The 26,670-nt window shown below is 56.2% G+C and carries 22 protein-coding genes, 1 tRNA gene and 1 pseudogene; 8 read left to right on the forward strand and 16 right to left on the reverse strand.

Features of this window, described 5'->3' with window-relative positions; all coding sequences use genetic code 11:
• The first annotated feature begins 108 nt into the window (after positions 1 to 108).
• Both IB254_RS06540 and IB254_RS06545 read left to right on the forward strand, forming a co-directional pair.
• Positions 109 to 474, forward strand: a complete 366-nt coding sequence (locus IB254_RS06540; protein WP_008027030.1) for a type II toxin-antitoxin system RelE/ParE family toxin — start codon at positions 109 to 111, stop codon at positions 472 to 474.
• Positions 467 to 772, forward strand: coding sequence for a helix-turn-helix domain-containing protein (locus IB254_RS06545; protein ID WP_008027032.1), 306 nt, complete (start codon positions 467 to 469; stop codon positions 770 to 772). The genes IB254_RS06540 and IB254_RS06545 overlap by 8 nt, the downstream gene beginning before the upstream one ends.
• 263 nt (positions 773 to 1,035) lie before the next feature.
• On the opposite strand, the gene IB254_RS06550 is transcribed toward IB254_RS06545, so the two are convergent.
• Complete coding sequence (locus IB254_RS06550; RefSeq protein WP_192416816.1) at positions 1,036 to 2,055, reverse strand: DUF3800 domain-containing protein; 1,020 nt, start codon at positions 2,053 to 2,055, stop codon at positions 1,036 to 1,038.
• A 583-nt stretch (positions 2,056 to 2,638) separates the two neighbouring features.
• On the opposite strand from IB254_RS06550, the gene IB254_RS06555 reads away from it, so the two are divergent.
• Together IB254_RS06555 and IB254_RS06560 are read left to right on the forward strand one after the other, a co-directional pair.
• On the forward strand, positions 2,639 to 2,995 hold the full coding sequence (locus tag IB254_RS06555; protein WP_192416817.1) for a hypothetical protein: 357 nt from the start codon (positions 2,639 to 2,641) through the stop codon (positions 2,993 to 2,995).
• A gap of 291 nt (positions 2,996 to 3,286) precedes the next feature.
• Positions 3,287 to 5,326 carry a hypothetical protein gene (locus IB254_RS06560; protein ID WP_192416818.1) on the forward strand — a complete coding sequence of 680 codons (2,040 nt, stop codon included), beginning with the start codon at positions 3,287 to 3,289 and terminating at the stop codon, positions 5,324 to 5,326.
• On the opposite strand, the gene IB254_RS06565 is transcribed toward IB254_RS06560, so the two are convergent.
• Complete coding sequence (locus IB254_RS06565) at positions 5,310 to 6,293, reverse strand: hypothetical protein (RefSeq protein WP_192416819.1); 984 nt, start codon at positions 6,291 to 6,293, stop codon at positions 5,310 to 5,312. The two genes, IB254_RS06560 and IB254_RS06565, sit on opposite strands and share 17 nt — an antisense overlap.
• Positions 6,266 to 6,538 (reverse strand): annotated as a pseudogene (locus IB254_RS06570) (hypothetical protein); the annotation flags it as partial. The gene IB254_RS06565 and the pseudogene IB254_RS06570, both read right to left, overlap by 28 nt.
• Here IB254_RS06570 and IB254_RS06575 point away from each other — a divergent pair.
• A complete protein-coding gene (locus IB254_RS06575) occupies positions 6,528 to 6,974 on the forward strand; it encodes a tyrosine-type recombinase/integrase (RefSeq protein ID WP_192416820.1) in 447 nt (148 codons plus the stop codon). The pseudogene IB254_RS06570 and the gene IB254_RS06575 sit on opposite strands and share 11 nt — an antisense overlap.
• A gap of 107 nt (positions 6,975 to 7,081) precedes the next feature.
• Here the strand turns inward: IB254_RS06575 and IB254_RS06580 are convergent.
• The 5 genes from IB254_RS06580 to rpsU all read right to left on the reverse strand — a co-directional run bounded on the left by IB254_RS06580 (position 7,082) and on the right by rpsU (position 15,634).
• Positions 7,082 to 7,158 (reverse strand) — tRNA-Ile (locus IB254_RS06580).
• Between the two features lie 15 nt (positions 7,159 to 7,173).
• Entirely contained in the window at positions 7,174 to 10,920 is a 3,747-nt protein-coding gene (locus IB254_RS06585; protein WP_192416821.1) for a bifunctional diguanylate cyclase/phosphodiesterase, read from the reverse strand.
• 122 nt (positions 10,921 to 11,042) lie between these two features.
• Positions 11,043 to 12,890 carry an RNA polymerase sigma factor RpoD gene (gene rpoD, locus IB254_RS06590; RefSeq protein ID WP_008027035.1) on the reverse strand — a complete coding sequence of 616 codons (1,848 nt, stop codon included), beginning with the start codon at positions 12,888 to 12,890 and terminating at the stop codon, positions 11,043 to 11,045.
• 67 nt (positions 12,891 to 12,957) lie between these two features.
• Positions 12,958 to 14,937, reverse strand: a complete 1,980-nt coding sequence (gene dnaG, locus IB254_RS06595) for a DNA primase (RefSeq protein WP_192416822.1) — start codon at positions 14,935 to 14,937, stop codon at positions 12,958 to 12,960.
• 481 nt (positions 14,938 to 15,418) lie between these two features.
• Entirely contained in the window at positions 15,419 to 15,634 is a 216-nt protein-coding gene (gene rpsU / locus IB254_RS06600; RefSeq protein ID WP_002551877.1) for a 30S ribosomal protein S21, read from the reverse strand.
• Between the two features lie 199 nt (positions 15,635 to 15,833).
• Here rpsU and tsaD point away from each other — a divergent pair, with 199 nt between their 5' ends.
• The gene (gene tsaD / locus IB254_RS06605; protein ID WP_008027039.1) at positions 15,834 to 16,859 is read left to right on the forward strand and encodes a tRNA (adenosine(37)-N6)-threonylcarbamoyltransferase complex transferase subunit TsaD; all 1,026 of its coding nucleotides are present in this window, start codon (positions 15,834 to 15,836) and stop codon (positions 16,857 to 16,859) included.
• A gap of 23 nt (positions 16,860 to 16,882) precedes the next feature.
• Here tsaD and plsY read toward each other — a convergent pair whose 3' ends face one another.
• A complete protein-coding gene (gene plsY / locus IB254_RS06610; protein WP_008027042.1) occupies positions 16,883 to 17,452 on the reverse strand; it encodes a glycerol-3-phosphate 1-O-acyltransferase PlsY in 570 nt (189 codons plus the stop codon).
• Positions 17,453 to 17,526: 74 nt separating this feature from the next.
• Here plsY and folB point away from each other — a divergent pair, with 74 nt between their 5' ends.
• Positions 17,527 to 17,883 carry a dihydroneopterin aldolase gene (folB, locus tag IB254_RS06615; RefSeq protein WP_192416823.1) on the forward strand — a complete coding sequence of 119 codons (357 nt, stop codon included), beginning with the start codon at positions 17,527 to 17,529 and terminating at the stop codon, positions 17,881 to 17,883.
• On the forward strand, positions 17,874 to 18,392 hold the full coding sequence (folK, locus tag IB254_RS06620; RefSeq protein ID WP_192416824.1) for a 2-amino-4-hydroxy-6-hydroxymethyldihydropteridine diphosphokinase: 519 nt from the start codon (positions 17,874 to 17,876) through the stop codon (positions 18,390 to 18,392). The genes folB and folK overlap by 10 nt, the downstream gene beginning before the upstream one ends.
• Positions 18,393 to 18,489: 97 nt before the next feature.
• Here the strand turns inward: folK and IB254_RS06625 are convergent, their stop codons facing one another.
• From IB254_RS06625 to apaG, 7 genes are all read right to left on the reverse strand, one after another.
• Entirely contained in the window at positions 18,490 to 19,719 is a 1,230-nt protein-coding gene (locus tag IB254_RS06625; RefSeq protein ID WP_192416825.1) for a multifunctional CCA addition/repair protein, read from the reverse strand.
• Between the two features lie 63 nt (positions 19,720 to 19,782).
• Positions 19,783 to 21,345, reverse strand: a complete 1,563-nt coding sequence (locus IB254_RS06630) for a SpoVR family protein (RefSeq protein ID WP_008027050.1) — start codon at positions 21,343 to 21,345, stop codon at positions 19,783 to 19,785.
• Positions 21,342 to 22,613: a YeaH/YhbH family protein gene (locus tag IB254_RS06635; RefSeq protein ID WP_008035961.1), complete on the reverse strand. Its 1,272-nt coding sequence runs from the start codon at positions 22,611 to 22,613 to the stop codon at positions 21,342 to 21,344. Before IB254_RS06635 ends, IB254_RS06630 begins: the two co-directional genes overlap by 4 nt.
• A gap of 204 nt (positions 22,614 to 22,817) precedes the next feature.
• Positions 22,818 to 24,740 (reverse strand): PrkA family serine protein kinase, encoded by a 1,923-nt coding sequence (locus tag IB254_RS06640; protein ID WP_008027052.1) that lies wholly within the window; start codon positions 24,738 to 24,740, stop codon positions 22,818 to 22,820.
• A 296-nt stretch (positions 24,741 to 25,036) separates the two neighbouring features.
• Positions 25,037 to 25,366, reverse strand: a complete 330-nt coding sequence (gene glpE / locus IB254_RS06645; protein WP_008027054.1) for a thiosulfate sulfurtransferase GlpE — start codon at positions 25,364 to 25,366, stop codon at positions 25,037 to 25,039.
• A 33-nt stretch (positions 25,367 to 25,399) separates the two neighbouring features.
• Positions 25,400 to 26,284: a symmetrical bis(5'-nucleosyl)-tetraphosphatase gene (locus tag IB254_RS06650; RefSeq protein WP_008027057.1), complete on the reverse strand. Its 885-nt coding sequence runs from the start codon at positions 26,282 to 26,284 to the stop codon at positions 25,400 to 25,402.
• A complete protein-coding gene (gene apaG / locus IB254_RS06655; protein WP_008027059.1) occupies positions 26,284 to 26,664 on the reverse strand; it encodes a Co2+/Mg2+ efflux protein ApaG in 381 nt (126 codons plus the stop codon). The genes IB254_RS06650 and apaG overlap by 1 nt, the downstream gene beginning before the upstream one ends.
• Between the last annotated feature and the right edge of the window lie 6 nt (positions 26,665 to 26,670).

Here is a 26,670-nt window from a genome sequence, read left to right on the forward strand (position 1 = left end):
CCGCTCGAAACCGCCCTTAACAATTGCATTGGCAACCAAGGTGGCCGCACGGCCGCTAATGCCTAAAGTTATTCCCTTGAGATCATATTCCTTGGGTGGCATATTGGTATGGGTTGGGAAATTGAATACACCGATGAATTTGAAGGCTGGTGGGAGAGGTTGGACGCGAAAGAGCAGTCCTCGGTGTCAGCCAGCGTCGATCTGCTTGGGTTACTCGGCCCGGGCCTGCGTTTCCCACATAGCAGCGACATTAAAGGTTCACGACTGGGCAACCTCCGAGAGTTGCGGGTCCAGCATGCCGGTCGTCCCATTCGCGTGCTTTATGCGTTTGATCCACGCCGATGCGCACTACTTTTAATCGGAGGGGATAAAACCGGGCAAAACCGTTGGTATGACGAGCATGTCCCGCTGGCTGAAAAACTGTATGACGACCATTTGGAAACATTGCGTAAAGAGGGCCGCAACGATGGCTAAAAAATTTGCTGAACTTCAAGCTCGTATGACGCCAGAGTCTCGCGCAAACGCAGAGCGGTTGTTCCAGCAGCACCTGAAGGAAATGCCCCTGCACGAGCTGCGTAAGGCCCAGGAGTTGAGCCAGGAAACACTGGCCAAGATGCTGCATGTCAATCAGGCGGCAATTTCCAGGATGGAACGACGTACAGACATGTACATCAGCACGCTGCGCAACTACATCCGCGCAATGGGGGGCGAGCTGGAAATCATCGCGACCTTTCCTGAGGGCCAGGTAAAGATCGAAAATTTTGCGAACTGAGCGATCCGAAAAATAGTGCTACAAAAACCAGTCACTCAGACACGAAAAAGCCGCGCATTAAGCGCGGCTTTTTTGTTTGGTGGGCCCACACGGACTTGAACCGTGGACCAAAGGATTATGAGCCCGAGTTAGAGTGGCCTACTCATTAGGGAAGCCCAGATAAATCAACAGTTTTGGATTTTTATGTGCATATATGCAGTAATGAAATCTTCCTGAATTGGACGGGCTTTGGACGGGTATGGATCATCGACCCCACCGACGATTCACCTTCTGATCATGGGGCGTTGTTGTCGTGTCATCATGTTGATCAGTTTTTCTGTAGCTTTGTCGAGAGGTTTTTCTTCGCCAAGCGATAACAGCAGCACAGGTTGCTGACTGCGTCCCCGATTGACCATTAGGCGACCTAGAAACGTGGCAGCCCTAAGGTTGTCCTTAAATTCCCGTCTCAGGCAGCGTCTTAACCCCGACGCCAAAAGGTCAGCCAACTGAATACCAAAATCGACTTTTGAGTCAACGAATTGGATGTCTTCTCTGATCAATTTCTTTATGTCCAATACATCACGCAAATCGAGGTCAAGGTTGTAGTGATCGTTGAGATAGGAAGGTTTCTCCGTCTCTGAAAAGTCATACCTTGCCATGTGGCTGTAATCGAAGCCTTCGACTCTTGGCAATGGGTCAGTTATAGACATGCTTTGTAGATACGGTGGGCTGAGGTTTTCAAACACATCTTCGAACTCAGTTTTTCTTACCGGATCTTTTTGATCCACCCGCCATACGAACGATCCAAGAGTCTCCGGGTTGCGTTGGGCGTAGTAATTCATCGCTTGCGAAACCACGTAATGCATCAGCTTGATTTGACAGATGAACTGGATGTAGAGCTGGTCCGAGAGTCTGAGCACCTGATTGGAGATGTTCAGGACATCGTCTCGTAGGGTTTGGTGAACCAGTTTATCTATGTGCTCTACAAGCCCCTGAGCGCTCATTCCCTTGTGAGTACCTACAGTTTCGGGTGTGTTGAGATGGGCATCCGTTGCCAGTGCATATAGCGTGCAATTCAACTGAGCCAGCCGGTTTAAAAGGCGAAAGTAGCTCATTTCATCGCCCACCTTTCCAAGCTTCAACTCGTCGGTTGGGGAAACCCCGTTTTCGACCTTGAATTGTTGAAGTGCGCTTTCGGCCGCGTCCATCGCATCTTCCAAAATAACGACTGCGGCCAAGGCGCTCCAGGCGTTGTGCTTAGGTGTGAAGGTAAACGTTCCTGATTCATCGATAAAAATACGCATGTTTTCCCCATCCCTGCGGCCAGGCTGACCGAAAAATTACTTGCTTAGGAACTGCGGGTGCCTCCCACCTTCCACTGGGGAGGTATTGTGAAACTGCACTTTTCCCGGAGAGTCGCGGCCAGCTTGCCTTCGAAGCCAATCGCATAAAATTCAGATGCCCAAAAACGTCAGCGAAAACGATGTGAGCAAAAGCAAAAAACTCACAAAAATGTATGTTTTTTTTCGTTTGGCCCCCGTAATCATGGGGCTTCATGTCTTAGCCTTCTGTCTTACTCTTGAAGAGAGTAGAGCACGACCGCTTCACTTTTTTGCAATGTTTTACATTCAGTGCAATCAGCCGTTCGGCCTGTAACCCCCCGGCTAGCTTGACCTGTGACTATGACTTTCCTTTCTGCCTTGTTTGCACAAAAAAACTAGACGAGGCCCGTCGGCGGGAGGGGGATAAGTGCTTTTTCAGGTGTTTTTTTCTTGGCGAGGTGTTTTTCTACAATGAGCTTGCCATTGATGGATCTGACCCTCTGACCGGCTGGTTATAGAGGATCTCTCAGACCTTCCATATACGAAGTGTTCTTAAGGAGGACAAATGTCACGACAGCCAGCGCTGCCAAAAATTGAGATTACGAAGGTCGGTAAGTTGTTCAGGGTCGACTGGGATTATCAGGAGGCGCCCGAAAGTGCTGCCTTGCACCGTGAGAGCGATTATCTGTGGGCTTACCTAAAGGGGGTTTTGGATGCTTTGGATATCAGCGAGAAACAGAGGGTTTGCTCGGCGGGAAGGGTAGGGTCCATCAAATCGCTAAACGAGAGTGTGGCCAACAAGCTTGCCGATGTCCTGCGAAAAACTCTTAATCCAATGGTCGAAGCTGAGTACAAGCGCCTTGCTGCTCAGGAGCGTCTTCCGCTGCACCTGCGGAACTCCGCCCGGTTGGAGGAGCTTTAGGACTCAGCGGTTAGCAGTCTCTCAGGGTTTGCCTTGGTCTTGAATGTGGCTCGGGCAGGCTTCGATATATGAATGCCCCCAATCCTTTACCACATCGGCTGGACGCAACGCTGGCAGGATAGCGGTTAGAAATTTGTCTTAAGCGGGATTGAGTACATCCACGGATGCGCCTATGCACAATTCCGGTGGTGCAGGCTGGAATAGTGGCAGATCTAATGTAACTATAAGACAAACAAACAAAGGATCGACGTTGCTCCTGGTGCCGTTGAAACTGCAAGGGAATGGGTAAGTATGACGTTCGAAGAATTTTTACATATATGCGATACGACACATCCAGAAGCTCTCGATGCAGCAGAGTCAGCAGATCATAATTACAGTAAAGCCTATCAGTTGATAAGAAATAAGATGAAGGGTGATACACTAATTTTTTTTAAGAACTTTGATCTCCTTCAAAAACAGCTTGCAATCTGGAGCATTAAAAACAAGAGGGACCATAGTCACTATCTTAGGATATTGAATTGCTTGTCCGAATCAGTTAGAGGTTACACTCCAGAAGATGGGGTGGCGAGTGAGGAAACGAACTGGAAAGAAGCCATTTTCCTAGCAGTTCAATACAGGCATGTATTTCATTGGTTCGACCTTCAAGCATCGGCAGACTTCAATGATCAAATATATGAATTCGCCCTCGCTTATGCAAATCTAGAAAAATATGGGGTTCGATTCACGGAAAAAGAACATGAGCTATTTATAAGTGAAGAAAGCTATGAGTTGATAAACGCAAAAATATATGAACATTGTAAGCTCATAGGAGGCAAAAACCTTTTAAAAACATTATTTAACTATCTGTCGCCAGAGTACAAATCAGGCCCCGGCAGGTTCGTAGGGCTACGGAGAATCTCAGTAAACCATCAAGCAACCAAGGCTGATGTCCCATATGGCTATTTATTAGCGATCGGTGCAAGGCATATTGGAGATAGGGGGAGCAAGGAGCACAATGATGAGTTCCTCAGCTTGCTAATGCTATGTAGGGATTTGACTACGATCTTTGAAATACAGATATATTCTCAATGGGAGACACTATTTCTTCCAGCACATAGATTTATCCGTTTTTTGCAAGAGTCAGTTTGGTATGACAATCTGATAAGTTTTTCGCAAATTAAGAGTCAGCACGCAAAATTGATTTTAACTCGGCTCTCCAAATCATTTGTGGAGAATAATTTCAAGTCCAATGAGCTTAAGCTGAAAGACATTTGCCGTGTGGCCAATTCATTAATGGATTTAGCGAAGGATAAAGTTGCATCGTCGACAAACATTAGAGTCATTGCTAAACACTCAAAAATTCCGGAGTATTTAGTGGATAGGATAATGAGAGAATACCTTTCATTTCAACCTGGCGAGGTGAATACTACTCTTGAGTTTCCGCCCGTTAGTGATGATATCGACTATTATTTCAAACCTGCTATCGCGATAAATGGCGAGTACTACCTATATCCAAGAAGCATTTGTGCACTCGGTGCGCTCAACTCTGTGCTAAACGTTATCTCAGCCCCAAACAATCAACGATCTCAACAAAACGACATACTTTTAGGTTACGAGGTTGAGGACTTCTTAAGAGAAGAGTTTTACAAGAAAGAAATTAAAATCGCTTACGGCGCCAAAAAAGATAAAAAAGGTGTGGATGAATTCGAATGTGATCTGATAGTCGAGACAGATAAAACAGTTTTTATATTTGAGATAAAGAAAAAAGGACTGACAAGAAAAGCAATGTCAGGTGATGAGGTCTCATTGCTTGCCGATCTTGCGGATAGCTTGATGTTCTCTCATAAGCAAGCAATGAATATAGAGCGCCATCTAAAAGACAATGCGTCAATTGAGTTAATACACAAAAATAAAAAAATGATAGTGGTTTTGGGTGATCGAAAAATCAAAAGAATTTCCGTCAGTCTGAACGATTTCGGCGCTTTGCAGGACAAAGTCAGCTTGCAAAAAATACTTCTCCATGCCACAGATACAACATTAAACCACCCGGATAAAAAAATAGATAAGGAGCTAAAAAAGTGGCGTGAGTACACTGCCGAAATTCGGCGGCTTGCTATCATTAATGGAGAGTATGATGAAAGCGGCCACCCTTTTCATGACTCCTTTTTTATGAGTATCCCTCAAATTATGACTATTCTAAATTACTCTGAAAATTGTGATGAGTTCGAGTCGGACATGTTGTTTCTAAACTCCATGACGCTCGGGACAAGGAACTTTTACAGAGAGTATTTTCACGGACAAAAAATACGTAATGGAGCTAAAGCACTGCAAAAAGCTAGGATGTCTCCGTAATACTTCTTAGTTTTGCTCCCAATATGAGAACGTCTTTTGAGCTTTCTACAAAGTATGCTTTATCAGTTGGACTAGGTAACGGTCCTGGTACATGGGTATGAATGGCCAACTGAGTGTTCATCCGATGGACCAAATCAATCAGATCGCATAGGACCTGCAGCGCATTTACTTCTTCAGACCCTAACCAGGTTCTGGGCGCTTGCAGGCGCTGACTAATTCCAGCCGCGCTTTCGCGCAGGCCCTGAATCCTTTCCTGCATATCGCCACCCACCGTGGCGTTGTGCTTCTGCCCCACCACCAGGTTCAAATCGCGACCGGTGGCTTGGTGCAGATCGTCCACAGCCGCCAGGCTCGCGGATCCCCCCGACAGCAGTTTCATGGCGCCCAGCGCCTCGATCTTTTTGATGCCCCCCACTGACTCGGTCGAATGGTCGTCCACCGTCCTGGTGTGATTCTGGAAGCTCTCGGTGTTGTCCAGGGCTTCGACTTCGCGCTCGCTCGCCTTGTCCTGGATCTTGCCGTCAGTCTGGCGCAGCCAGTTGCCATCGGCGTCGACGCGCTGCTGGCAGGCTTCGCTGTGCTGCCACACATGGTCGCCCTTCGGCACCCGGGGCAGGCTCAGGCCGTGCGGCAATATTTGCGTGATAAAGAGTTTGTTCGGCAGGCCGTAGGCAAAGCTGACCACCACGGTGGTGCCTTCCTCGGGGAAGCCGAACATGCCGGCTTCTTGTCCGCCCATCGGTGCCGGCAACGGCAAACCGGCAAGGATCGGCAGAGCCGGATCCGGCTCGCCATCGGGCAGCAGCACTTCGACGTCGACGCCAAAGCGTGGCCGGAAGTCGTCACACAGACCAGGTGCTGCAGGTGCATCAGGAACGGCCACCACACGGCCAAAGCGTGGCAGGTGGTAACCGCCACTCAGTTCAGGGAATTGCCGGTCTACTGCGCGGCGGATTGCGTCTTCCATCGGATGGCCATCTGGTTGCCGGCGAGCGTCACGGACGTGATCCGATCGCCTTGATTGATCGATGCTCCTGGTCGCAACCCGGGAAGGGCCGCAACCATCGCGCTTTGATTGCTTTGGTAGCCGTCGAACAGCTCGGCCGGCAGCTGCAGCGGTTCGCGGGTGCCGAAAAAGCTATCTGCCCAACTGCCGACGAACACCTCGCCGTCGCCCTGCTGCTGCTAGATAAAGTCGGGGATGTTGGCCACCGGTGCCAGGTGGGGCGAAGCGGAGAAGCTTCAGCTGCGCCAAGTGCGTCATAAGCTGATTCATTACAGCCGCACGAAGTCCAGCAAGAACCGGTCGGTGCCTATCTCCCAGCGCCTGGAAGATCGACTCAAAGCCGCGCTGCCCTTCACGCCTTGTTACAACACTTTCCGCCGTGCTGTTGAAACCATTGGCTTCGAGCTGCCTGAGGGGCAAATGACGCACGTCCTGCGACATACCTTCGCCAGTCATTACATGATGAATGGTGGGGACATCCTGACGCTTCAGCGGGTGTTGGGGCACGCGACGTTGGCCATGACTCAGAAGTACGTGCACTTCAGTCCTGGGCATATGGCTGAGGTGGTTTCATTGAATCCGTTGGCGAGCATTTTCGAGAAGATAATGGACGGTGAAGAGCCCGAAGAATCAGCCGTCTAAAAGTGAATTGGACGGATTTTGGACGAAACCCATTTTGTGAAATGGATCACTCCAAAATTTTCGAGGGCTAGAAACGGCGAAAGCCGCGCGGTGCGCGGCTTTCAATTTGGTGGGCCCACACGGACTTGAACCGTGGACCAAAGGATTATGAGTCCTCTGCTCTAACCAACTGAGCTATAGGCCCTCAGTAGGCCGCGGATTATAGCGACGGTTTCTCGGCTGTGCTATCCGAAAAATCCGATACGGCTATACGAAGAAACGTCGCGGCGAATTCGTCCGCCCGCAACGGCAAGCTGACGATGTAGCCCTGAATCTGTTCGCAGCCTTCTTCGGCGAGAAATAGTTGCTGCGCCAGAGTCTCGACACCTTCGGCTATCACGGTGAATTGCATGCTGCGACCCAGCGCGATGATGGCGCGGACGATTGCCGCATCGTGGGGATCATCCGGCAGGCCGCGGACGAAAGACTGGTCGATCTTGAGAATATCCAGCGGCAGGCGTTTGAGGTAGCTCAGGGAGGAATAGCCGGTGCCGAAGTCGTCGATGGCCAGTTGCACACCCAGGTGTTTGAGTTGATGCAGCACCGCCAGCGCTTCCTCGGCCTGGCTCATGATGAAGTTCTCGGTAATTTCCAGTTGCAATAACCCGGGCTGAAGGCCGTTGTCCTTGAGCAGTTGTTCGATCCGGCCGAGCAGGTTGGGTTGACGCAGTTGTGCGCCTGCGAGGTTGACCGACAGCGGGCCGAGGCATTCATAGGTCTGATTCCATTCGTACATCTGCCGACATGCGGTCTCGAGCACCCAGTCGCCGATTTGCAGAATCATCCCGTTCTCTTCGGCCAGCGGAATGAAGTGCTCTGGCGGTACGGCGCCGAAGGTCGGGTGATGCCAGCGGATCAGCGCTTCGGCACCGACAAGGCGATGGTCCTCCAGGCTGATTTTGGGCTGGTAACACAGGGACAGCTCATTGCGCTCGATGGCACGGCGCAGTTCGTGTTCCAGTGCGACGCGCTCGCTGGCCTGGGCGGTCAGGTCGCGGGTATAGCTTTCGACCCGGTTGCGACCCTTGGCCTTGGAGCGATACATCGCCGCGTCGGCGTTTTTGACCAGCGTGGCGACGTCACAGCCGTCTTTGGGATACAGGCTGGTGCCGATGCTGGCGCTGATGAAGAACTCATGCTCGCCGGCCTGGAATGGCGCGCTGAAGCAGTTGAGCAACTTGGTTGCGATATTGTCGGCGTCGGTGGATTGCTGCAGGCCTGGCAGCAGGATGATGAACTCGTCGCCTCCCAGTCGCGCCACGGTGTCGATATCGCGCAACTGCTCCTTCAGACGCACGGCGATGCCCTTGAGCAGCAGGTCGCCGACCGGGTGGCCGAGGCTGTCATTGATGTGTTTGAAACGGTCCAGATCGAGGAACAACACCGCGCCCTGGCCGCCGTTTTCCTGCTGGTTGTTGAGCGCGGTCAGCAGCCGGCTTTCGAACAGTGTGCGGTTGGGCAGGCCGGTGAGCGGGTCGTGGTGCGCCTGATAATCGAGTTTGGCTTGCGCGTGTTTCAGGCTGGAAATGTCCGCGAACACGGCAACAAAGTGGGTGATGAACTTGTCGCGGTTGCGCACGGCGCTGATGGTCAGCCAGCTCGGGTACAACTCGCCGTTTTTGCGCCGGTTGGAAATCTCGCCCTGCCAATGGCCTTCGGCGGTCAGTTGATGCCACATGGCCGCGTAGAAAGCGCTGTCATGCAGGCCCGAGGCTAGCAGGCGCGGGGTGTGGCCCAGTGCTTCGCTTTCGCTGTAGCCGGTAATTTCGGTAAACGCGCGATTGACCGCGCTGATGTGTTGCTGCGTATCGGTGATCAAAACCCCCTCGGCGGTGCTCTCGAACACCGTCGCGGCTTGTTGCAGTTTTTCCTGCATCAGGTGTCGCTCGGTGATGTCCCGGGCGATGGTCAGCATGCAGTCTTCATCGCCGATCGGCAGCGGCCGGCTGGACACCTCGCAGAGGCGGATCTGCCCGTCGCTGCGGCGGATATGGCAACTGAAGTCGCGGACGAAACCGTCCCGGTGTAGCAGGTCGAGCATCTGTTTGCGTTCGTTGAGGTTGACCCAGATCCCCAGCTCAAGCGCCGAACGATCCACCGACATTGCACTGTTGAAGCCGGTAATGCGGCTGAAGCCTTCGTTGACCTCCAGCAGCAAGCCATCGCTTTGCCGGGACAACAGCAAACCGTCGGGGGACGCGTGGAAGGCTTTGGCGAATTTTTCTTCGGACGTTTGCAGCTGTTGCTGGGTTTCCTTGAGCTTACTGATATCGCGCACAACCACCACCAGCGCCGGGGTCGTGTCGAGGTCGAAAGGTTCGGCGGAGATCAGGCCGGTAAACACTTGGCCATTGCTGCGGCGAAAGGGCATCTCCAGGTTGCGGATGCTGCCGGCCTGCAAGCGTTGCAACAGGCCTGGCCCAACGCCGGGTATGCCCCAGATGTTCAGGTCGGTGGCGGTCTGACCGATGACGTCCTCGGCTTTGAGACCAATCTGCTCCTCGAACGCTTCGTTGACCTCCAGCAGGCAGCCATCCGACAGTCGCGCAATGACCAAAATGTCCGGGCATTGCTGGAACACCGAGGCAAACTTCTGCTCCGACAGGCGCAACGCCTCTTCGGTGCGCTTGGTTTCGCTGATGTCGATCATCAGCCCGCGCATCACCGGCTCATGACCGTGCTCGATCAGGCTGACGATGTCGCGCACCCACAGGCAACGGCCGTCGGCGGTGATGACCCGGTAATCGAGGCTGTGATCGCGCCCGGCCAGGACTTCGTGATCGCAGAAGGTCTGGGCGCGAGTCAGGTCGGCGGGGTGGATGATGTTGCGCCAGAACCCCGGAATCAGCCAGTGGGACAGGGGATAACCGAGTAACTCTTCGGCGTGGGGCGACACATAGCTATAGGTGAAATCGGTGATCCGCGCTTCCCAGGCGATGGCGGAAAGGCTCTCCACCAGCCCGCGATAATGGTATTCGCTGCTGCGCAGTTCCTGCTCCAGGTCGACGCGGCGGGAGATTTCCGAACTCAGTCGGCGATTGATCCGGATGACCACCGCCAGCACGGTGATCAGCAACAGCAACCCCGGCAGGCCGTAAATGATCAGGTCGGACCAGAAGGTTCGATGATCGAGGACGTTACCGACCCAATGTTCCTGGATAGCGCTGATTTCTGCCGGTGTCATGTCCGCCAGGACTTTGTCGAGGATGCCGACCAGAATCTTCTTGTCCTGAGGCACGCCCATGGCCAGTTGATAGCGATAGGGCGTCTCGCCGCTGACATAGAGCCCATCGAGCTTGAGTTGGCGCAAGCTCCAGACGCTGGATGCGAGATCGCCGACCACCGCGTCCACTTCATCGGTCGCCAGTGCCTGCAAGGCCGAACTGACGTTGGGCATGCCCACCAGATTCAGGTCGGGGTGGTGAGTGCGCAGCAGTTCATGAGGCGCGTAGTTTTCCACCACGGCGATTTTCAGACCGTACAACTCTTCAAGCTTGTGCGGTTGAGCGCCTCCGACGTGGGCAAGGATGACGATCGGAAAGTCGAGGTAGGGGCGCGTAAACGCCAGGTATTTCTGACGCTCCGGGGTCGACATGATGCCCGGCAACAGGTCCAGTTTCGCTTGTTTGGCCTGCTCAAGCACAGCCGTCCAGCTCACAGGCTCGATGGGCGTGAGCTTGATGGCCAGGCGTTGGCGAATCAGATCGATGTAATCCGCCGCAAGGCCCTGATAGCGGCCCTGATCGTCACGAAACTCAAAGGGTGGCCATGACGCATCGACACCCAAGCGTAAGTCAGGGTGGGCCGTCAACCAGCTACGTTCTTCGTCGGTCAGAGTCAGCGCGCCAGCCGTTGCGGTCCAGGTCATCAGCGACAGCAAAAAAAGCACGGTCGGCAGTCTGGGCATAACGGTCTCGTTATGGCTCGGGGGAATGTTTCGAGTGTAGACGGGCAATTCGGCGGGAGGGAAGTGCGGGGGATTTAATCTGCATAAAGCAAAACCCCCGGCCTGGGCCGGGGGTTTTGTGATCACTCGTCGAGGAAGGAGCGCAGATGCTCGCTTCTCGTCGGGTGGCGCAGCTTGCGCAGCGCCTTGGCTTCGATCTGACGAATCCGTTCACGGGTCACGTCGAACTGCTTACCAACCTCTTCAAGCGTGTGGTCGGTATTCATGTCGATACCGAAGCGCATGCGCAGAACCTTGGCTTCACGGGCAGTGAGGCCGGACAGGACTTCGCGAGTCGCTTCTTTAAGGCTCTCAACGGTAGCAACATCGATTGGCGACTGCATGGTCGAGTCTTCGATGAAGTCACCCAGATGGGAGTCTTCGTCATCACCGATCGGGGTTTCCATGGAGATCGGCTCTTTAGCGATCTTCAATACCTTGCGGATCTTGTCCTCAGGCATTTCCATGCGTTCGCCCAGCTCTTCCGGGGTCGGTTCGCGACCCATTTCCTGCAACATCTGCCGGGAAATACGGTTGAGCTTGTTGATCGTCTCGATCATGTGCACCGGAATACGGATGGTGCGGGCCTGGTCGGCGATCGAGCGAGTGATCGCCTGACGGATCCACCAGGTGGCATAAGTCGAGAATTTGTAGCCGCGGCGGTATTCGAACTTGTCTACCGCTTTCATCAAACCGATGTTGCCTTCCTGGATCAGATCGAGGAATTGCAGGCCACGGTTGGTGTACTTCTTGGCGATGGAGATCACCAGACGCAAGTTCGCTTCGACCATCTCTTTCTTCGCGCGGCGGGCCTTGGCCTCACCGATCGACATGCGACGGTTGATGTCCTTGATCTCGGCGATCGTCAAACCTGTTTCGGTTTCCAGCGCGGTCAGCTTCTGCTGGCAACGAATGATGTCCGGCTGCAGGCGACCAATGGCTTCAGCATATTTGCTTTTGCCTTTGGCCAGAGCGTCGCTCCAGCTTTCGTCAACTTCGTTGCCCGGGAACTGGCGCAGGAAGTCGGCACGCGGCATACGGGCATCACGCACGCACAATTGCATGATCGCGCGCTCTTGCTGACGCAGACGATCCAGGGCACTGCGAACACGCTCGACCAGGCCTTCGAATTGCTTCGGCACCAGTTTGATCGGCATGAACAGCTCAGCCAGGGCCAACAGTTCAGCAATAGCTGCCTTGTTGTTGCGACCGTGCTTTTTCAGAGCCTTGCGGGTGATTTCCATCTGATCAGCGACAGCGCCAAAACGCTGTGCGGCGATGATCGGATCCGGACCACTTTCGGCTTCTTCTTCGTCATCCGAAGCTTCGGCGTCATCGTCGTCGGTATCGTCGTCCGCTTTCACGGCTTTCGGATCGACTGGCGGCGGCACTTCTGCAGCAGGCGGCGCAATGCCGTCGTCCGGGTCGATATAACCGCTCAGGACGTCGGACAGGCGGCCACCTTCGGTGGTGACGCGAGTGTATTCGGAGAGAATATGGTCAACCGTGCCAGGGAAGTGCGCGATTGCGCCCATCACTTCGCGGATGCCTTCTTCAATACGTTTGGCGATTTCGATTTCGCCTTCACGTGTCAGGAGCTCTACCGTACCCATTTCGCGCATGTACATGCGCACCGGGTCGGTGGTGCGACCGATGTCGGTTTCGACCGCTGCCAACGCTGCTGCTGCCTCTTCGGCCGCGGCTTCGTCGGTATCGGCGTCGGCCAGCATAAGGGAATCCTTATCTGGCGCAACCTCGAATACGTTGATCCCCATGTCATTGATCATGCGGATGATGTCTTCCACCTGTTCCGGATCTGAAATATCCTCCGGCAGGTGGTCGTTGACCTCCGCGTAAGTCAGGTAGCCCTGCTCACGACCAAGTGTGATCAACTCTTTGATACGAGACTGCTGTTGCGCTTTTCCGGACATAACACCCTATCCACTGAAGGTCTTGGCGGGCAAAAAACAAGCCGAGGATTATACCTGAGCTATGACCTCACGCGCCAGTTGAGGTCGGGTTTGGTACAGTCATATTGCGTTTTAATAGGTCGCGCATCTGATTTGCGATCTGATTTGCTTCCTCTGCGGTCAATCCCGGCTGTCTTGCTTTTCTGATAAGTGCTTCCAGGCTATCGGTGTGTTGACCGGCTGATAGCCTAGTAATGGTGTCTAAAAACTGTTGTTCAAGGTTGCCGCCTTCAATCAGCCATTCCTTTTCCGCCAATGCTTTGAGAAGACGTCCCTGCTCCGTCCCATGCCAGCGGGCCATTAACTGAATTGAGTTTAGCTTAGGATTTTTTTGCACGGCCTCGATAAGGGCCACCAGCAATTGCGCGTAGGTGTTGCTCTCATTGGCGAAGTGATCGGCGGTTTCTACCTTGCCGGCCAGCTCCGGGTGATGAATGAGCGTGCGAAGCGCAATCAGGGTCGGGGCTTCCACGGCAATCGGTGTGCGCGGGGCGCTTTGTTGATCGCGTTCACCGCCACGCTTGCCATTTTTGTCCCACGGTTTCTTGTCCCATTTCTTGCCGCCGGCGCCGGGTTTCTTCGGCGTCCATTCCTGCTGCGGCACGTACATCTCTTGCGCCTGCGGCTGATGGTAATCGCCATAATCCGGCATCGCGTCGTAATCGATGCCCGGGTCATAGGCAGGCGGCGCGTCCTGAGGTGCGCTTTGCACCAGTTGGGTCACCGCTTCGCCACTGAGCCCGGTGATTTCGGACAGGCGCTTGCGCATGAGGATCCGCAGGTTCGCGCCCGGAACCTTGTCGATCAGCGGCGCCGCGAGGGTGGCCATGTGGGCCTTGCCTTCGAGCGAGCGCGGGTCCGATTCCTCGGTCAGTTGCTGAAAGAAGTAGTCTGCCAATGGCTGCGCGTGCTGGTTGATCCGCGCGCGGAACGCATCGGTGCCTTCGGAGCGGACCAGCGTATCCGGGTCTTCGCCCTCGGGCAGAAACAGAAAGCGCGCCCGTCGCCCATCTTGCAGGCAAGGCAGGGTGGCTTCCAGTGCTCGCCATGCGGCGTTACGGCCAGCCTGGTCGCCGTCGAAGCAGAACAAAACGTTGGGCACGACGCGAAACAGACGCTTCAAGTGCTCTTCGCTGGTGGCGGTGCCGAGTGTGGCGACAGCATTGCGCAGGCCTTGCTGGGCGAGGGCGATGACGTCCATGTAGCCTTCGACGACGATGATTTCGTCGAGGTTGCGGTTGTTTTTGCGTGCTTCATAGAGGCCGTAGAGTTCCTGGCCTTTATGGAATACCGGGGTTTCCGGTGAGTTCAAGTATTTCGGTTTGTCATCGCCCAATACCCTGCCACCAAAAGCGATGATGCGGCCTCGGCTGTCGCGGATCGGAAACATCACGCGATCGCGGAAGCGGTCATAGCGCTTGCCGGTTTCGGCGTTTTCGATCAGCAGGCCGGCATCGACCATGGCTTTCTGTTGCAGGGTGTCGCTGCTCAAGTGCTTGAACAGATTGTCCCAGCCGGGCGGAGCGAAACCGAGGCCGAAGTCACGGGCGATCTCGCCGGTCAGTCCGCGACCCTTCAAGTAATCCACGGCGGCTTTGCGCGACGGATGGCTTTTCAGTGCCTGACGATAGAAATCGGCGGCGGCAGTGAGCAGCGGGTACAGCGGCGAATCGGTCGGCTGCCGCGGTTTGTGCGGCCGGCCGCTTTCTTCGCGGGGGATTTCCATGCCGGCGGCTTTGGCCAGTTCTTCGACAGCCTGGATGAAGTCCAGGTTGTCGTGGTCCATCATGAAGCCGAGGGCGTTACCGCCAGCACCGCAGCCGAAGCAGTAATAGAACTGTTTGTCGGGGCTGACGCTGAAAGAAGGGGTTTTTTCTTTGTGGAACGGGCAGCAGGCAGTGTAGTTCTTGCCGGCCTTTTTCAGTTGCAGGCGCGAGCTGACCACATCGACGATGTCGGTGCGGTTCAGAAGGTCGTCAATGAAGCTCTGGGGAATTAGCCCGGCCATGGCGGTCTCGTCATCTGCGCTGAAATGGACCCAAAACGAAGGGCCGGCGAACGCGGGTCATTGCTTGAGGCGCGCAAAGTGTGCGGCTCGACCAGTGTTGTCTGCGTAATCGCTGTCGGGAAGTGTATCTGCCGAAAATCCACTGACGTTAATACCAATCAGTATTCGACTATTTGAAAGTGTTTCGCTGAATCCGCTGCGGCCAGTCGATGGCCTCGGATAGCTCATAAGCGGGCACGCAAGAAGGTGCCTTGGGCTGATCGTCGTGAGAGGAATCAGTGGGTGTGCTCGTCAGTAGCCTTGGAAGGCTCGTCAGAAAAGACGTGCACCGCTGGCAAAAGAGCCAGGTCTGACGCTGTGAAGCAGGTTTGTCTCGGTCGCGTCTGCGGCTTTGACGGTGAAGCATCAAGCGTTGTCCGCAAATGCCATTAGCCCGGCTGAGGGCCGGGCTTGGCAGAAGCTTGCTACGAACGTCTGTGTATTAGTACAGACGAACGGCGCGGCGCTGTTCGCGCTGAACTTTCTTGGCGTGACGCTTAACAGCGGCTGCTGCTTTGCGCTTACGCTCAGAAGTTGGCTTCTCGTAAAATTCGCGGCTACGAACTTCAGCCAGTACACCGGCTTTTTCGCAGGAGCGCTTGAAACGACGCAGAGCTACGTCGAAGGGTTCGTTCTCTTTTACTTTGACGGCTGGCATCCAGAGCTACCTTCATTCATTACCGGGGTCAACATCCTCGCGGCAAAAGAGCACTTGAAGACGTCGGTTTTTAAGGGTTGCGGATGTTAACCCCTCATCGCTCGGAATGCAAAGCCTCTGATCGAAAACCGCTAGTCGGGGCATCACATGGCGACTATTATGCGCGCCTTCGAATTCAGCCTAAACAAGGCGCAAACCCATGCTAGTACTGGGATTAGAAACCTCCTGCGACGAAACCGGTGTCGCATTATATGACAGTGAACGCGGCTTGCTGGCCGACGCGCTGTTCAGCCAGATCGACCTGCATCGCGCCTATGGTGGCGTGGTGCCGGAGCTGGCTTCGCGTGACCACGTCAAACGCATGCTGCCCTTGATTCGTCAGGTGTTGGCCGAGGCGGGCTGCGTGCCCACCGAGATCGACGCGATCGCCTATACCGCGGGTCCAGGGCTGGTCGGGGCGCTGCTGGTCGGTGCTTCCTGTGCTCAGGCGCTGGCCTTTGCCTGGGGCATTCCGGCGCTCGGCGTACACCACATGGAAGGCCATTTGCTGGCGCCGATGCTGGAGTCGCAACCGCCGGAATTCCCGTTCGTCGCTTTGTTGGTGTCGGGCGGTCATACGCAGCTGGTTCAGGTCGACGGGATCGGTCAATACACGCTCTTGGGCGAAACCCTCGACGATGCTGCCGGTGAAGCCTTCGACAAGACTGCGAAGATGATGGGGCTGAATTATCCGGGCGGTCCGGAAATCGCTCGTCTGGCGGAGCAGGGCGTTGCAGGACGTTTCACTTTTCCGCGTCCGATGTGCGACCGCCCAGGCCTGGCTTTCAGCTTCAGTGGCCTGAAAACCTTCGCCCTCAACACCTGGCAGCAGAGCGTCAGCGCCGGGGACGACAGCGAGCAAGCCCGTTGCGACATCGCGCTGGCGTTCCAGCAGGCCGTGGTGGAGACTTTGACCATCAAGTGCAAGCGCGCCCTGAAACAGGCGGGCATGAAGCGTCTGGTCATCGCAGGCGGCGTCAGCGCCAACAAGGCATTGCGCTCTTCACTGGAAAAAATGCTCGGCGACATGAAGGGCGACGTGTTTTACGCCCGTCCGGAGTTCTGCACCGACAATGGCGCAATGATTGCGTTTGCCGGCTGCCAGCGCTTGCAGGCCGGTCAGCACGAAAGTCTGGCGATCAGCGTGCAGGCACGCTGGCCGATGGAGCAATTGTCAGGGCTGTGATGAGCGGCGCTCACGTCCGGTATTTAAAAATGCCGTTCGCGCCCGGCAAACAGGTCGCGTAGATTGCCTCGATGGCGCCAGACGATCATGCCCGTGAGCGCGCTCATGGGCAGCAAGGCCGCCGGTTCCTGCCAGGCCAGCAGCGGCAGGGTCAACGGTGTAGCGATCAGCGCGGCGAGTGAGCTGGTGCGGGTCAGGTAGAACGTCAGCAGCCAGGCACAGACCGCCAGCAGGGCTGCTGGCGGGTAAAGCCCCAGTAACATGCCGGCAGCAGTGGCGACACCTTTGCCACCGCGAAAGCGAAAATACAGCGGGAACAGGTGGCCGATGACGGCGCAAACGCCGATCCAGGCCTGTTCTTGCAGCGAAAGACCCGCAACACCGGCGATCAGCACCGGCAGCAGTCCTTTGCAGAGGTCGCCGATCAAGGTCAGGATGGCGAGTTTCTTGCCGGCCAGACGCAACATGTTGGTGGCACCGGCATTGCCCGAGCCACTCATTCGCGGATCGGGGTTACCGGTCAGGCGGCTGAGCAAAATGGCGAAGGACAGAGAGCCGAGCAGGTAGGCGAGAGTCGCCAGTAACCAAAACATGCTAACTATTCCGGGCGAGGACGCCCTGATTCTAACGGCGCATTGCGCCCTTGTCGTGCAGCGGAGAAAAGTGCTTGGACAGAGTGTTTATCGAGGGCCTGGAAGTCGACACCGTGATCGGTGCCTACGACTGGGAGCGAGGCATCCGACAGTGCTTGCGTCTTGATCTGAGCTTCGCCTGGGACAATCGCCCGGCCGCGGCCGGTGATGACCTGACCCTGGCGCTCGATTACGCGAGCGTTTCGTCGCGCATCCAGGCCTTTGCCGAGCAAGCGCAGTTCCAGTTGGTCGAGACCTTTGCCGAGCGTCTGGTTGAAGTGCTGATGAGCGAGTTCAACATTACCTGGATGCGTCTCAAACTGACCAAGCCAGGTGCCGTCCCGGCGGCCATCGGTGGTGTGGGCGTGGAGATCGAGCGCGGATGTCGCTGACACAGGTGTACCTCGGGCTCGGTAGCAATATCGAGCGCGAAACCCATTTGCAGGCTGGCCTGGAAGCCCTGGCGGGTTTTCTGGTGGATATAAGATGCTCGGCGGTGTTTGAGAGCCAGCCGGTGGGGATCAAGAGCGGGCCGTTCTTCAATTTCGTGGTTTCGGCTTACACCGATTTGCCACTGATAGAGCTGGACCGCCGACTGAAATTCATCGAGGCAGACAACGGCCGCTATGCACCGGACCGCAAGGGTTTGCCGCTGGATATCGACGTGCTGTTGTTCGGTGATCTGGTGGGCAACTTCGACGGATTGATTCTGCCGCGGGCAGAGATCCTGAAAAATGCCTTCGTATTGTGGCCGTTGTCGCTCATTGCACCGGATCGTGTGCATCCGGGCGTAGGCAAAAGCTTTGCGACGTTGTGGGGCCAAGCGCAGATTGATCAGGTGTTGGCGCCAGTGGCGTTTGCGTGGCGCGGGGAGCAGCTGACACCTCAGAATTTGTTGTGACCTGAATGACGCCTTCGCGGGCAAGCCTCGCTCCTACAAGTATGCCTTGCCCTGTAGGGGCGAGCGGTGCGGCGATCCGACTTGCCCGCGAAGCTTTTCAGGAAGGCGCCGTCTCTTTGTAAATCTTCAGCGCTTTAAGCCGCTCACGCTTGATCGCCTCTCCCAACTCCGGCCCCTTGAATCCCTTCTCCAGCAGCGGTTGTACCGCCACGCTGCGGGCCGCATTCGCCGCCCCGCGCAAATAATCCGCCTGTGGATAACTTCTCTGCTCCAGCCCTTTGCGCCCGCGCGCGTCCATTTCACACGCCGCAATAAACTCCTCAAACCGCTGCGGGCGACGATAGACGTCAAAACTCTGCAGCAGCTCCAGCAACGTCGAGGGCTTTAACTCCAGGGCGCGATGGCCATGGGTGTGATACTGCCCCACCAGCAAAGCCAGTTCCTGGCAGTCCTTCGGTGCCTTGAAGCGTTCATTGACCGCTTTGATCAGCTTCAGGCCGGTGTGTTCGTGGGCGATGTGCCGCGGCCATTCCTCCTCGGGCGTTAGTCCTTTACCCAGGTCATGCAGCAGGCAAGCCCAGCGCACAGTCAGTGGTTGTTTGTACCGCGCTGATTGCTCAAGGACACTCAAGGTGTGCACGCCCGTGTCGATTTCCGGGTGATGAGCTTCCGGTTGCGGTACGCCGAACAGCGCATCGACCTCCGGCATCAGTACCTTGAGAGCGCCGCACTGGCGCAGCACTTCGATAAACACCTGCGGTTGATCTTCCAGCAGTGCGCGGGAAATTTCTTTCCAGCTGCGTTCGGCGGTCAATGCCTCCAATTCGCCCGACTCGCTGAGTTGGCGCATCAGCTCCAGCGTTTCCGGTGCGACGGTGAAGCCCAATTCCGCATAACGAGCGGCAAAGCGCGCAACGCGCAGAACACGGAGCGGATCTTCGGCGAATGCGGGGGAAACGTGACGCAGAACGCGAGCTTCGAGATCGCGTTGGCCTTGGTACGGGTCGGTCAAATTCTGTTGATCGTCTTCAGCCATGGCGTTGATCGTCAGGTCGCGACGAATCAGGTCTTCTTCGAGGGTGACTTCAGGGCTGGCGTGAAAGGTAAAACCGCCGTAACCGCGTCCGCTTTTGCGTTCAGTCCGGGCGAGGGCATATTCTTCACCACTTTTTGGATGAAGAAACACCGGGAAGTCTGCGCCCACCGGGCGATAGCCCTTGGCGAGCATTTCTTCGGTGGTGGCGCCGACCACGACCCAGTCGATATCGGTGACAGGTTTGCCCAGCAGGCGATCGCGTACCGCACCGCCGACTTTATAAATCTGCATAAAAAACCTCCGTTAGCCCGACAGAATAACCGTTGCGTCGAGCTTGCGGAGGCACGAACAGGATCAAAGATGAATGACGGCCAGGTCCAGCCGGCCGTATTCGCCTTCGCTGTGCTCGCTTCTGGGCGGTACGTGGTGGGTTTTCATCACCTGATCCCCTTGCAGGGTTTCCAGGTGAATGTCGAAGCCCCAGAGGCGGTGCAAGTGTTTAAGCACTTCCTCGGTGGACTCGCCCAGCGGTTTGCGGTCGTGTTGCTGGTGACGCAGGGTCAGGGAGCGGTCTCCGCGGCGGTCGATGCTGTAGATCTGGATGTTGGGTTCGCGATTGCCCAGGTTGTACTGCGCGGCCAGGGTTTCCCGGATGGTGCGGTAGCCATCTTCGTCGTGGATGGCCGGCACCAGAAGGTCGTCCTTCTGGTCATCATCGAGAATGCTGAACAATTTCAGGTCGCGGATCACCTTCGGCGACAGGTACTGCAGGATGAAGCTTTCATCCTTGAAGCTGCTCATGGCGAACTTGATGGTGGATAGCCAGTCGGTGCCGGCGATTTCCGGGAACCAGCGATAATCTTCCTCGGTGGGGGTTTCGCACATGCGCCGGATATCACGGTACATGGCAAAGCCCAGGGTGTAGGGGTTTATACCGTTGTAGTACGGGCTGTCGAAGCCCGGCTGGAAGACCACGCTGGTGTGGGACGTCAGGAACTCCATCATGAAGCCGTCGGTGACCAGCCCTTCGTCGTACAGGTCGTTCATCAGGGTGTAATGCCAGAACGTGGCCCAGCCTTCGTTCATCACCTGAGTCTGGCGTTGCGGGTAAAAATACTGCGCGATCTTGCGCACTATCCGCACGATCTCCCGCTGCCAGGGCTCCAGCAGCGGCGCGTGTTTTTCGATGAAGTACAGGATGTTTTCCTGCGGTTCGGCGGGGAAGCGTGCGTTGTCCCGGTCGCTGTACTTGTCCGCGCCTTTCGGAATGGTGCGCCACAGATCGTTGATCTGTTTCTGCAAATGCTCTTCCCGGTCCTTTTGCCGACGACGTTCTTCCTCGGCGGAAATAGGGTAAGGGCGTTTGTAGCGGTCAACCCCGTAGTTCATCAGCGCATGGCAGGAGTCCAGCAGGTCCTCGACTGCATCGATGCCGTGGCGCTCTTCGCACTGCATGATGTACTGCTTGGCGAACACCAGGTAATCGATGATCGAACTGGCGTCGGTCCAGGTGCGAAACAGGTAGTTGCCTTTGAAGAAGCTGTTGTGCCCGTAGCAGGCGTGAGCCACCACCAATGCCTGCATGCAGATGGTGTTTTCTTCCATCAGGTAGGCGATGCAGGGGTCGGAGTTGATCACGATTTCGTACGCCAGCCCCATCTGCCCGCGAGTGTAGGATTTTTCGGTGCTGAGGAAGTGTTTGCCGTACGACCAATGGTGATAACCCAGCGGCATACCGACGGAGGCATACGCATCCATCATCTGCTCGGCCGTGATCACTTCGATCTGGTTGGGGTAGGTGTCGAGCGCATAACGAGCCGCGATACGACTGATTTCGCGGTCGTAGGCCTGGATCAGCTCGAACGTCCATTCGGAGCCGGTGGAAATGGGTTGGCGCTTCTGCTCTTTGGCGGTCATGTCACTAACCTGCGCTGGAAGAGTTCACGGAAGACCGGATAGATATCCCCGGCCGAGACCAGTTGTTGCTGGGCAAAGGTGTCAGAAAAGGCTTCGGCGATGCGCTCGTACTCGAACCACAGGGCCTGATGTTCGCGCGGGGTGATCTCAACGTAAGTGTAGTACTGCACGAACGGCATGATCTGGTTGATCAGAATGTCGCGGCAGATCGGCGAGTCGTCATTCCAGTTATCGCCGTCGGAAGCCTGGGCGGCGTAGATGTTCCACTCGTTGCTCGGATAGCGTTCGGCCATGATCTCCTGCATCAGTTTCAACGCACTGGAAACGATGGTGCCGCCGGTTTCGCGGGAATAGAAGAATTCTTCCTCATCCACTTCCCGGGCACTGGTGTGGTGGCGGATGAAAACCACGTCAATCTTGTCGTAGTTACGCTTGAGGAACAGGTACAGCAGGATAAAGAAACGCTTGGCGATGTCCTTGGTCGCCTGGGTCATGGAGCCGGACACGTCCATCAGGCAGAACATCACCGCCTTCGAACTGGGGTTGGGTTGCTTGACCAGCAGGTTGTACTTGAGGTCGAAGGTGTCGAGGAACGGTATGCGATGAATGCGCGCACTGAGTTTTTCTATTTCCGCCTCGATTTCCTGAATATCGCCGAAGTTGTCCGGTTCTTCCTGCCTGAGTCGCAGCAATTCCTCTTTGGCTTCGCGCAGTTTCGCCCGGCTGCTGCCGGACAGGGCGATTCGTCGGGCGTGGGCTGAGCGCAAGGTGCGGATGATGTTGATCCGCGACGGGTTGCCTTCGTTGCTGATGCCTGCGCGAACGGTCTTGAAGGTATCGGTGCCGGTCAGGTTGCGCTTGACCAGATTGGGCAGTTCCAGGTCCTCGAACATGAACTCGAGGAACTCTTCCTGGGTGATCTGGAAGACGAACTCGTCCATGCCTTCGCCCGAGTTGCCAGCCTTGCCGGGCCCTCTGCCGCCGCCACCTCCGGGCGGACGGGCGATGTGCTCGCCGCTGGTGAACTCTTTGTTGCCGGGGTGCACGACGGTCTGTTTGCCCCCGCGACCGTGGTGAAGCACCGGCTCGTCGATGTCGCGGCCGGGAATGCTGATCTGTTCGCCGTGTTCCATGTCGGTGATGGAGCGCCGGCTGACCGCCTCTTCGACAGCCTTTTTGATGTGATCACGGTAACGCCGCAGAAACCGCTGACGGTTCACCGTGCTCTTGTTCTTGCCATTGAGACGTCGGTCGATCACATAGCTCATGACTGCTCCTTAGAAGCTGTCCTGAAAGGGGCGAGCGGTGATGCAGCATCGGACCGAGGGCCAAGGGATATTCAACGCTCCCCCAAGCGCTTTGGATGCTGCCTGAACTCGCTACCGACTTTCGAACACCTTCCAGAGGCCTGTGTAACAGAAAATGCGTGCACAGGCCTCTGGCTGACGACAACCGGTCTGACCGGCAGCGGGTTATTGTGATTTTCTGACCCGCAGGTACCACTCGGACAGCAGTCGTACCTGTTTGTCGGTGTAGCCCCGCTCGACCATCCGTGTGACGAAGTCGTTGTGCTTCTGCTGGTCCTCTTTGCTCGCCTTGGCGTTGAAGCTGATGACGGGCAGGAGGTCCTCGGTGTTGGAGAACATTTTCTTCTCGATGACCACCCGCAGTTTTTCGTAGCTGAGCCAGGTCGGGTTCTTGCCGTTGTTGTTGGCACGGGCGCGCAGCACGAAGTTGACGATTTCGTTGCGGAAATCCTTCGGATTGCTGATGCCGGCTGGTTTTTCGATTTTCTCCAGTTCTTCGTTCAGCGCCACGCGATTGAGGATCTCGCCGGTTTCCGGGTCGCGGTATTCCTGGTCCTGGATCCAGAAGTCGGCGTACAGCACGTAGCGATCGAAGATGTTCTGGCCGTACTCGCTGTACGACTCGAGGTAGGCGGTCTGGATTTCCTTGCCGATGAACTCGATGTAACGCGGCGCCAGGTACTCCTTGAGGAAGCGCAGGTAGCGTTCGCGGGTTTCAGCCTGGAATTGTTCCTGTTCGATCTGTTGTTCCAGCACGTAGAGCAAATGCACCGGGTTGGCGGCGATTTCGTGCGGATCGAAGTTGAAGACCTTCGACAGAATCTTGAACGCGAAACGGGTCGACAGACCGTTCATGCCTTCGTCGACACCGGCATTGTCGCGGTATTCCTGGATCGACTTGGCCTTCGGATCGGTGTCCTTGAGGTTTTCACCGTCGTAGACCCGCATCTTGGAGTAGATGTTCGAGTTTTCCGGCTCCTTGAGGCGCGAGAGCACGGTGAACTGGGCGAGCATCTTCAGCGTGTCCGGTGCGCAGTGCGCCTTGGCCAGGGAGCTGTTGAACAAGAGCTTGTCGTAGATCTTCACTTCGTCGCTGACCCGCAGGCAGTACGGCACTTTGACGATGTAGATCCGGTCGATGAAGGCTTCGTTGTTCTTGTTGTTGCGGAAGGTGTGCCATTCCGATTCGTTGGAGTGGGCCAGCAGGATCCCGGTAAACGGAATCGCCCCCAGACCTTCGGTGCTGTTGTAGTTGCCTTCCTGGGTGGCAGTCAGCAATGGGTGCAGCACCTTGATCGGTGCCTTGAACATTTCGACGAATTCCATCAGGCCCTGGTTGGCCCGGCACAGTGCGCCCGAGTAGCTGTAGGCGTCGGCGTCGTTTTGCGGGAATTCTTCCAGTTTGCGGATATCGACCTTGCCCACCAGTGCCGAGATGTCCTGGTTGTTTTCGTCTCCCGGCTCGGTTTTGGCCACGGCTATCTGGTTGAGGATCGACGGATAGAGCTTCACCACGCGGAACTGGCTGATGTCACCGCCGAATTCGGCCAGACGTTTGGTGGCCCATGGCGACATGATGGTGTTGAGATAGCGCCGCGGAATGCCGAAGTCTTCTTCGAGGATCGCGCCATCTTCGGTGGCGTTGAACAGACCCAAAGGAGATTCGAAAACCGGCGAGCCTTTGATCGCGTAGAAAGGCACCTTCTCGATTAGCTGTTTCAGCTTCTCGGCCAGGGACGATTTACCGCCGCCGACGGGACCGAGCAGATAGAGGATTTGTTTTTTCTCTTCCAGGCCCTGAGCGGCATGGCGGAAATACGAGACGATCTGGTCGATGCATTCTTCCATCCCGTGGAAGTCTTCAAAGGCCGGATAGCGGCGGATCACCTTGTTGGAAAAGATTCGCGAAAGCCTCGAGTTGGTCGAGGTGTCGAGCAGCTCCGGTTCTCCGATGGCCAGCAACAGACGCTCGGCGGCGGAAACGTAGGCGCTGCGGTCCTTTTTGCACAGCTCCAGGTACTCTTGCAGTGAGAGTTCTTCCTGGCGTGTGGACTCGAAGCGTTGTTGGAAGTGGCTAAAGATACTCATGACGTCACCTCGCTCGATACGTGGAGCCGACGCCGGATCAGTCAGTCGATGCTGGCAGCGACCGGATATGCAGTCGCTGTTTACCCCCCAGAACCCTTTCAAAGCGTACCGCCCCGAAAGCTACTCCCGATGACCCGCGCGCCGGTGTACCGGCTCTCCCCTGTTTTGGATGGCCTGCGCTTAAGGATAGTTGCTTATTCGGGAGGTAAAGGCGAGATACGTAATTAGTTGTGGCAGACCGTTCGTCTGCCACCGCGCGAGCCCGCGGCAGCCGGGGCTTGCACGTTACAAAAAAATTATTCGGAAGTGCCTTGCGCAGTTTCCGAAGGATAAGTCGTACGCCACAGCTCAAAACCGCCATCCATGCTGTAGACATCGGAGAAGCCCTGGCTGATCAGGTAGGCCGCTGCGCCCTGGCTGGAATTGCCGTGATAGCAGACCACCACCGTCGGTGCGTCCAGATCCGCGCCCTGAATGAAAGCATGCAGGGAATGGTTGTCCAGATGCTTCGAGCCGCTGATGTGCAGCGCGGCAAATGTTGCCGGGTCTCGAACATCGACCACCACTGCGCCTTGTTCGCGCAGGGCCTGGGCCTGTTCTGGGGGGATACGTTTGAATTCGCTCATGGCGGGCTCCTGTGGCTCGGCTGAAAGCGCAGTCTAGCGCCGGGCGCTGGCTGGCGTTTGTTCGGAAATAGGGGAGGCGACTGACGGCAGGAAGGTGTGGCCATGCTCGTCGCATTTGCACTGCAGGCGTTCAAGGGTGTCGACGTTCATCAAAGTCATCGAACCGCCCCAGACGCAACCGGTGTCGAGGGCGAAGATGCCCGGCTCGTTGCACTGGCCTTCGAGCGCTGCCCAGTGGCCGAAGATGATCTTCACGTCCCTGGTCTTGCGCTCTTTGTAAGTGAACCACGGCGCATAACCTGGCGGCGCGGTGTCGACGCCTTCCTTGCCCTTGAGGTCGAGTTTGCCTTCGCTGGTGCAGAAACGCATGCGGGTGAAATAGTTGGTGATCACACGCAGGCGGGTTACGCCTTTGAGATCGCTGTCCCATTTCAGCGGTTCGTTGCCGTACATGCCGTCGAGGTAAGGCGCGAAGCGATTGTCGTCGCGCAGGGCTTCTTCGACTTCGGCGGCGCACTTCAGGGCTTTGCGCAGCGACCATTGCGGGGGGATGCCGGCGTGGACCAGGGCGATGTTGCGTTGCTCGTCGTAATGCATGAGCTTTTGCTGGCGCACCCATTCCAGCAGTTCCACACGATCCGGTGCTTCGAGAATCTCGCGCAGGGTGTCGGCTTTCTTCAGGCGTTCGATGTTATGCCCGGCGGCCAGCAGATGAAGATCGTGGTTGCCGAGCACGCACACCAGTGATTCGCGAATGCTATAGAGGAAGCGCAAGGTTTCCAGCGACTGCGGGCCACGGTTGACCAGATCGCCCACCAGCCACAGTTTGTCCCGGGCAGGGTCGAAGGCGACTTGCTTGAGCAGGCATTTCAACGGTTCGAGGCAACCTTGCAGGTCGCCAACGGCGTACGTCGCCATCAGTGCAGGGCTCCGGGCACCGCCAGGCGGAACGGAGCGATGATGGCGTCGAAGTGTTTGCCGTCTTCGGCAATCATTTGATAGCTGCCTTGCATGTTGCCGACCTTGGTCGTCATCACCGTGCCGCTGCTATAGGTATGGCTCTCGCCTGCCTTGATCAACGGCTGTTGGCCAACCACGCCGGCACCGCGAACCTCCTCGACATGCCCGTCACCATCGGTGATCACCCAGTGCCGCGACAACAGCTTGGCCGGTAATTCGCCATTGTTGTGCACGGTGATGGTGTAAGCGAAGGCAAAGCGGTTTTGCTCGGGTTGCGATTGTTCTGCCAGATAGCGGGTGACGACGCTGACGTCGACCTGATAACGAGGATCGGACATTCAAGA

The sequence above is a fragment of the Pseudomonas sp. PDM03 genome, from assembly GCF_014852385.1.
In the GTDB taxonomy this organism is placed as follows: domain Bacteria; phylum Pseudomonadota; class Gammaproteobacteria; order Pseudomonadales; family Pseudomonadaceae; genus Aquipseudomonas; species Aquipseudomonas migulae.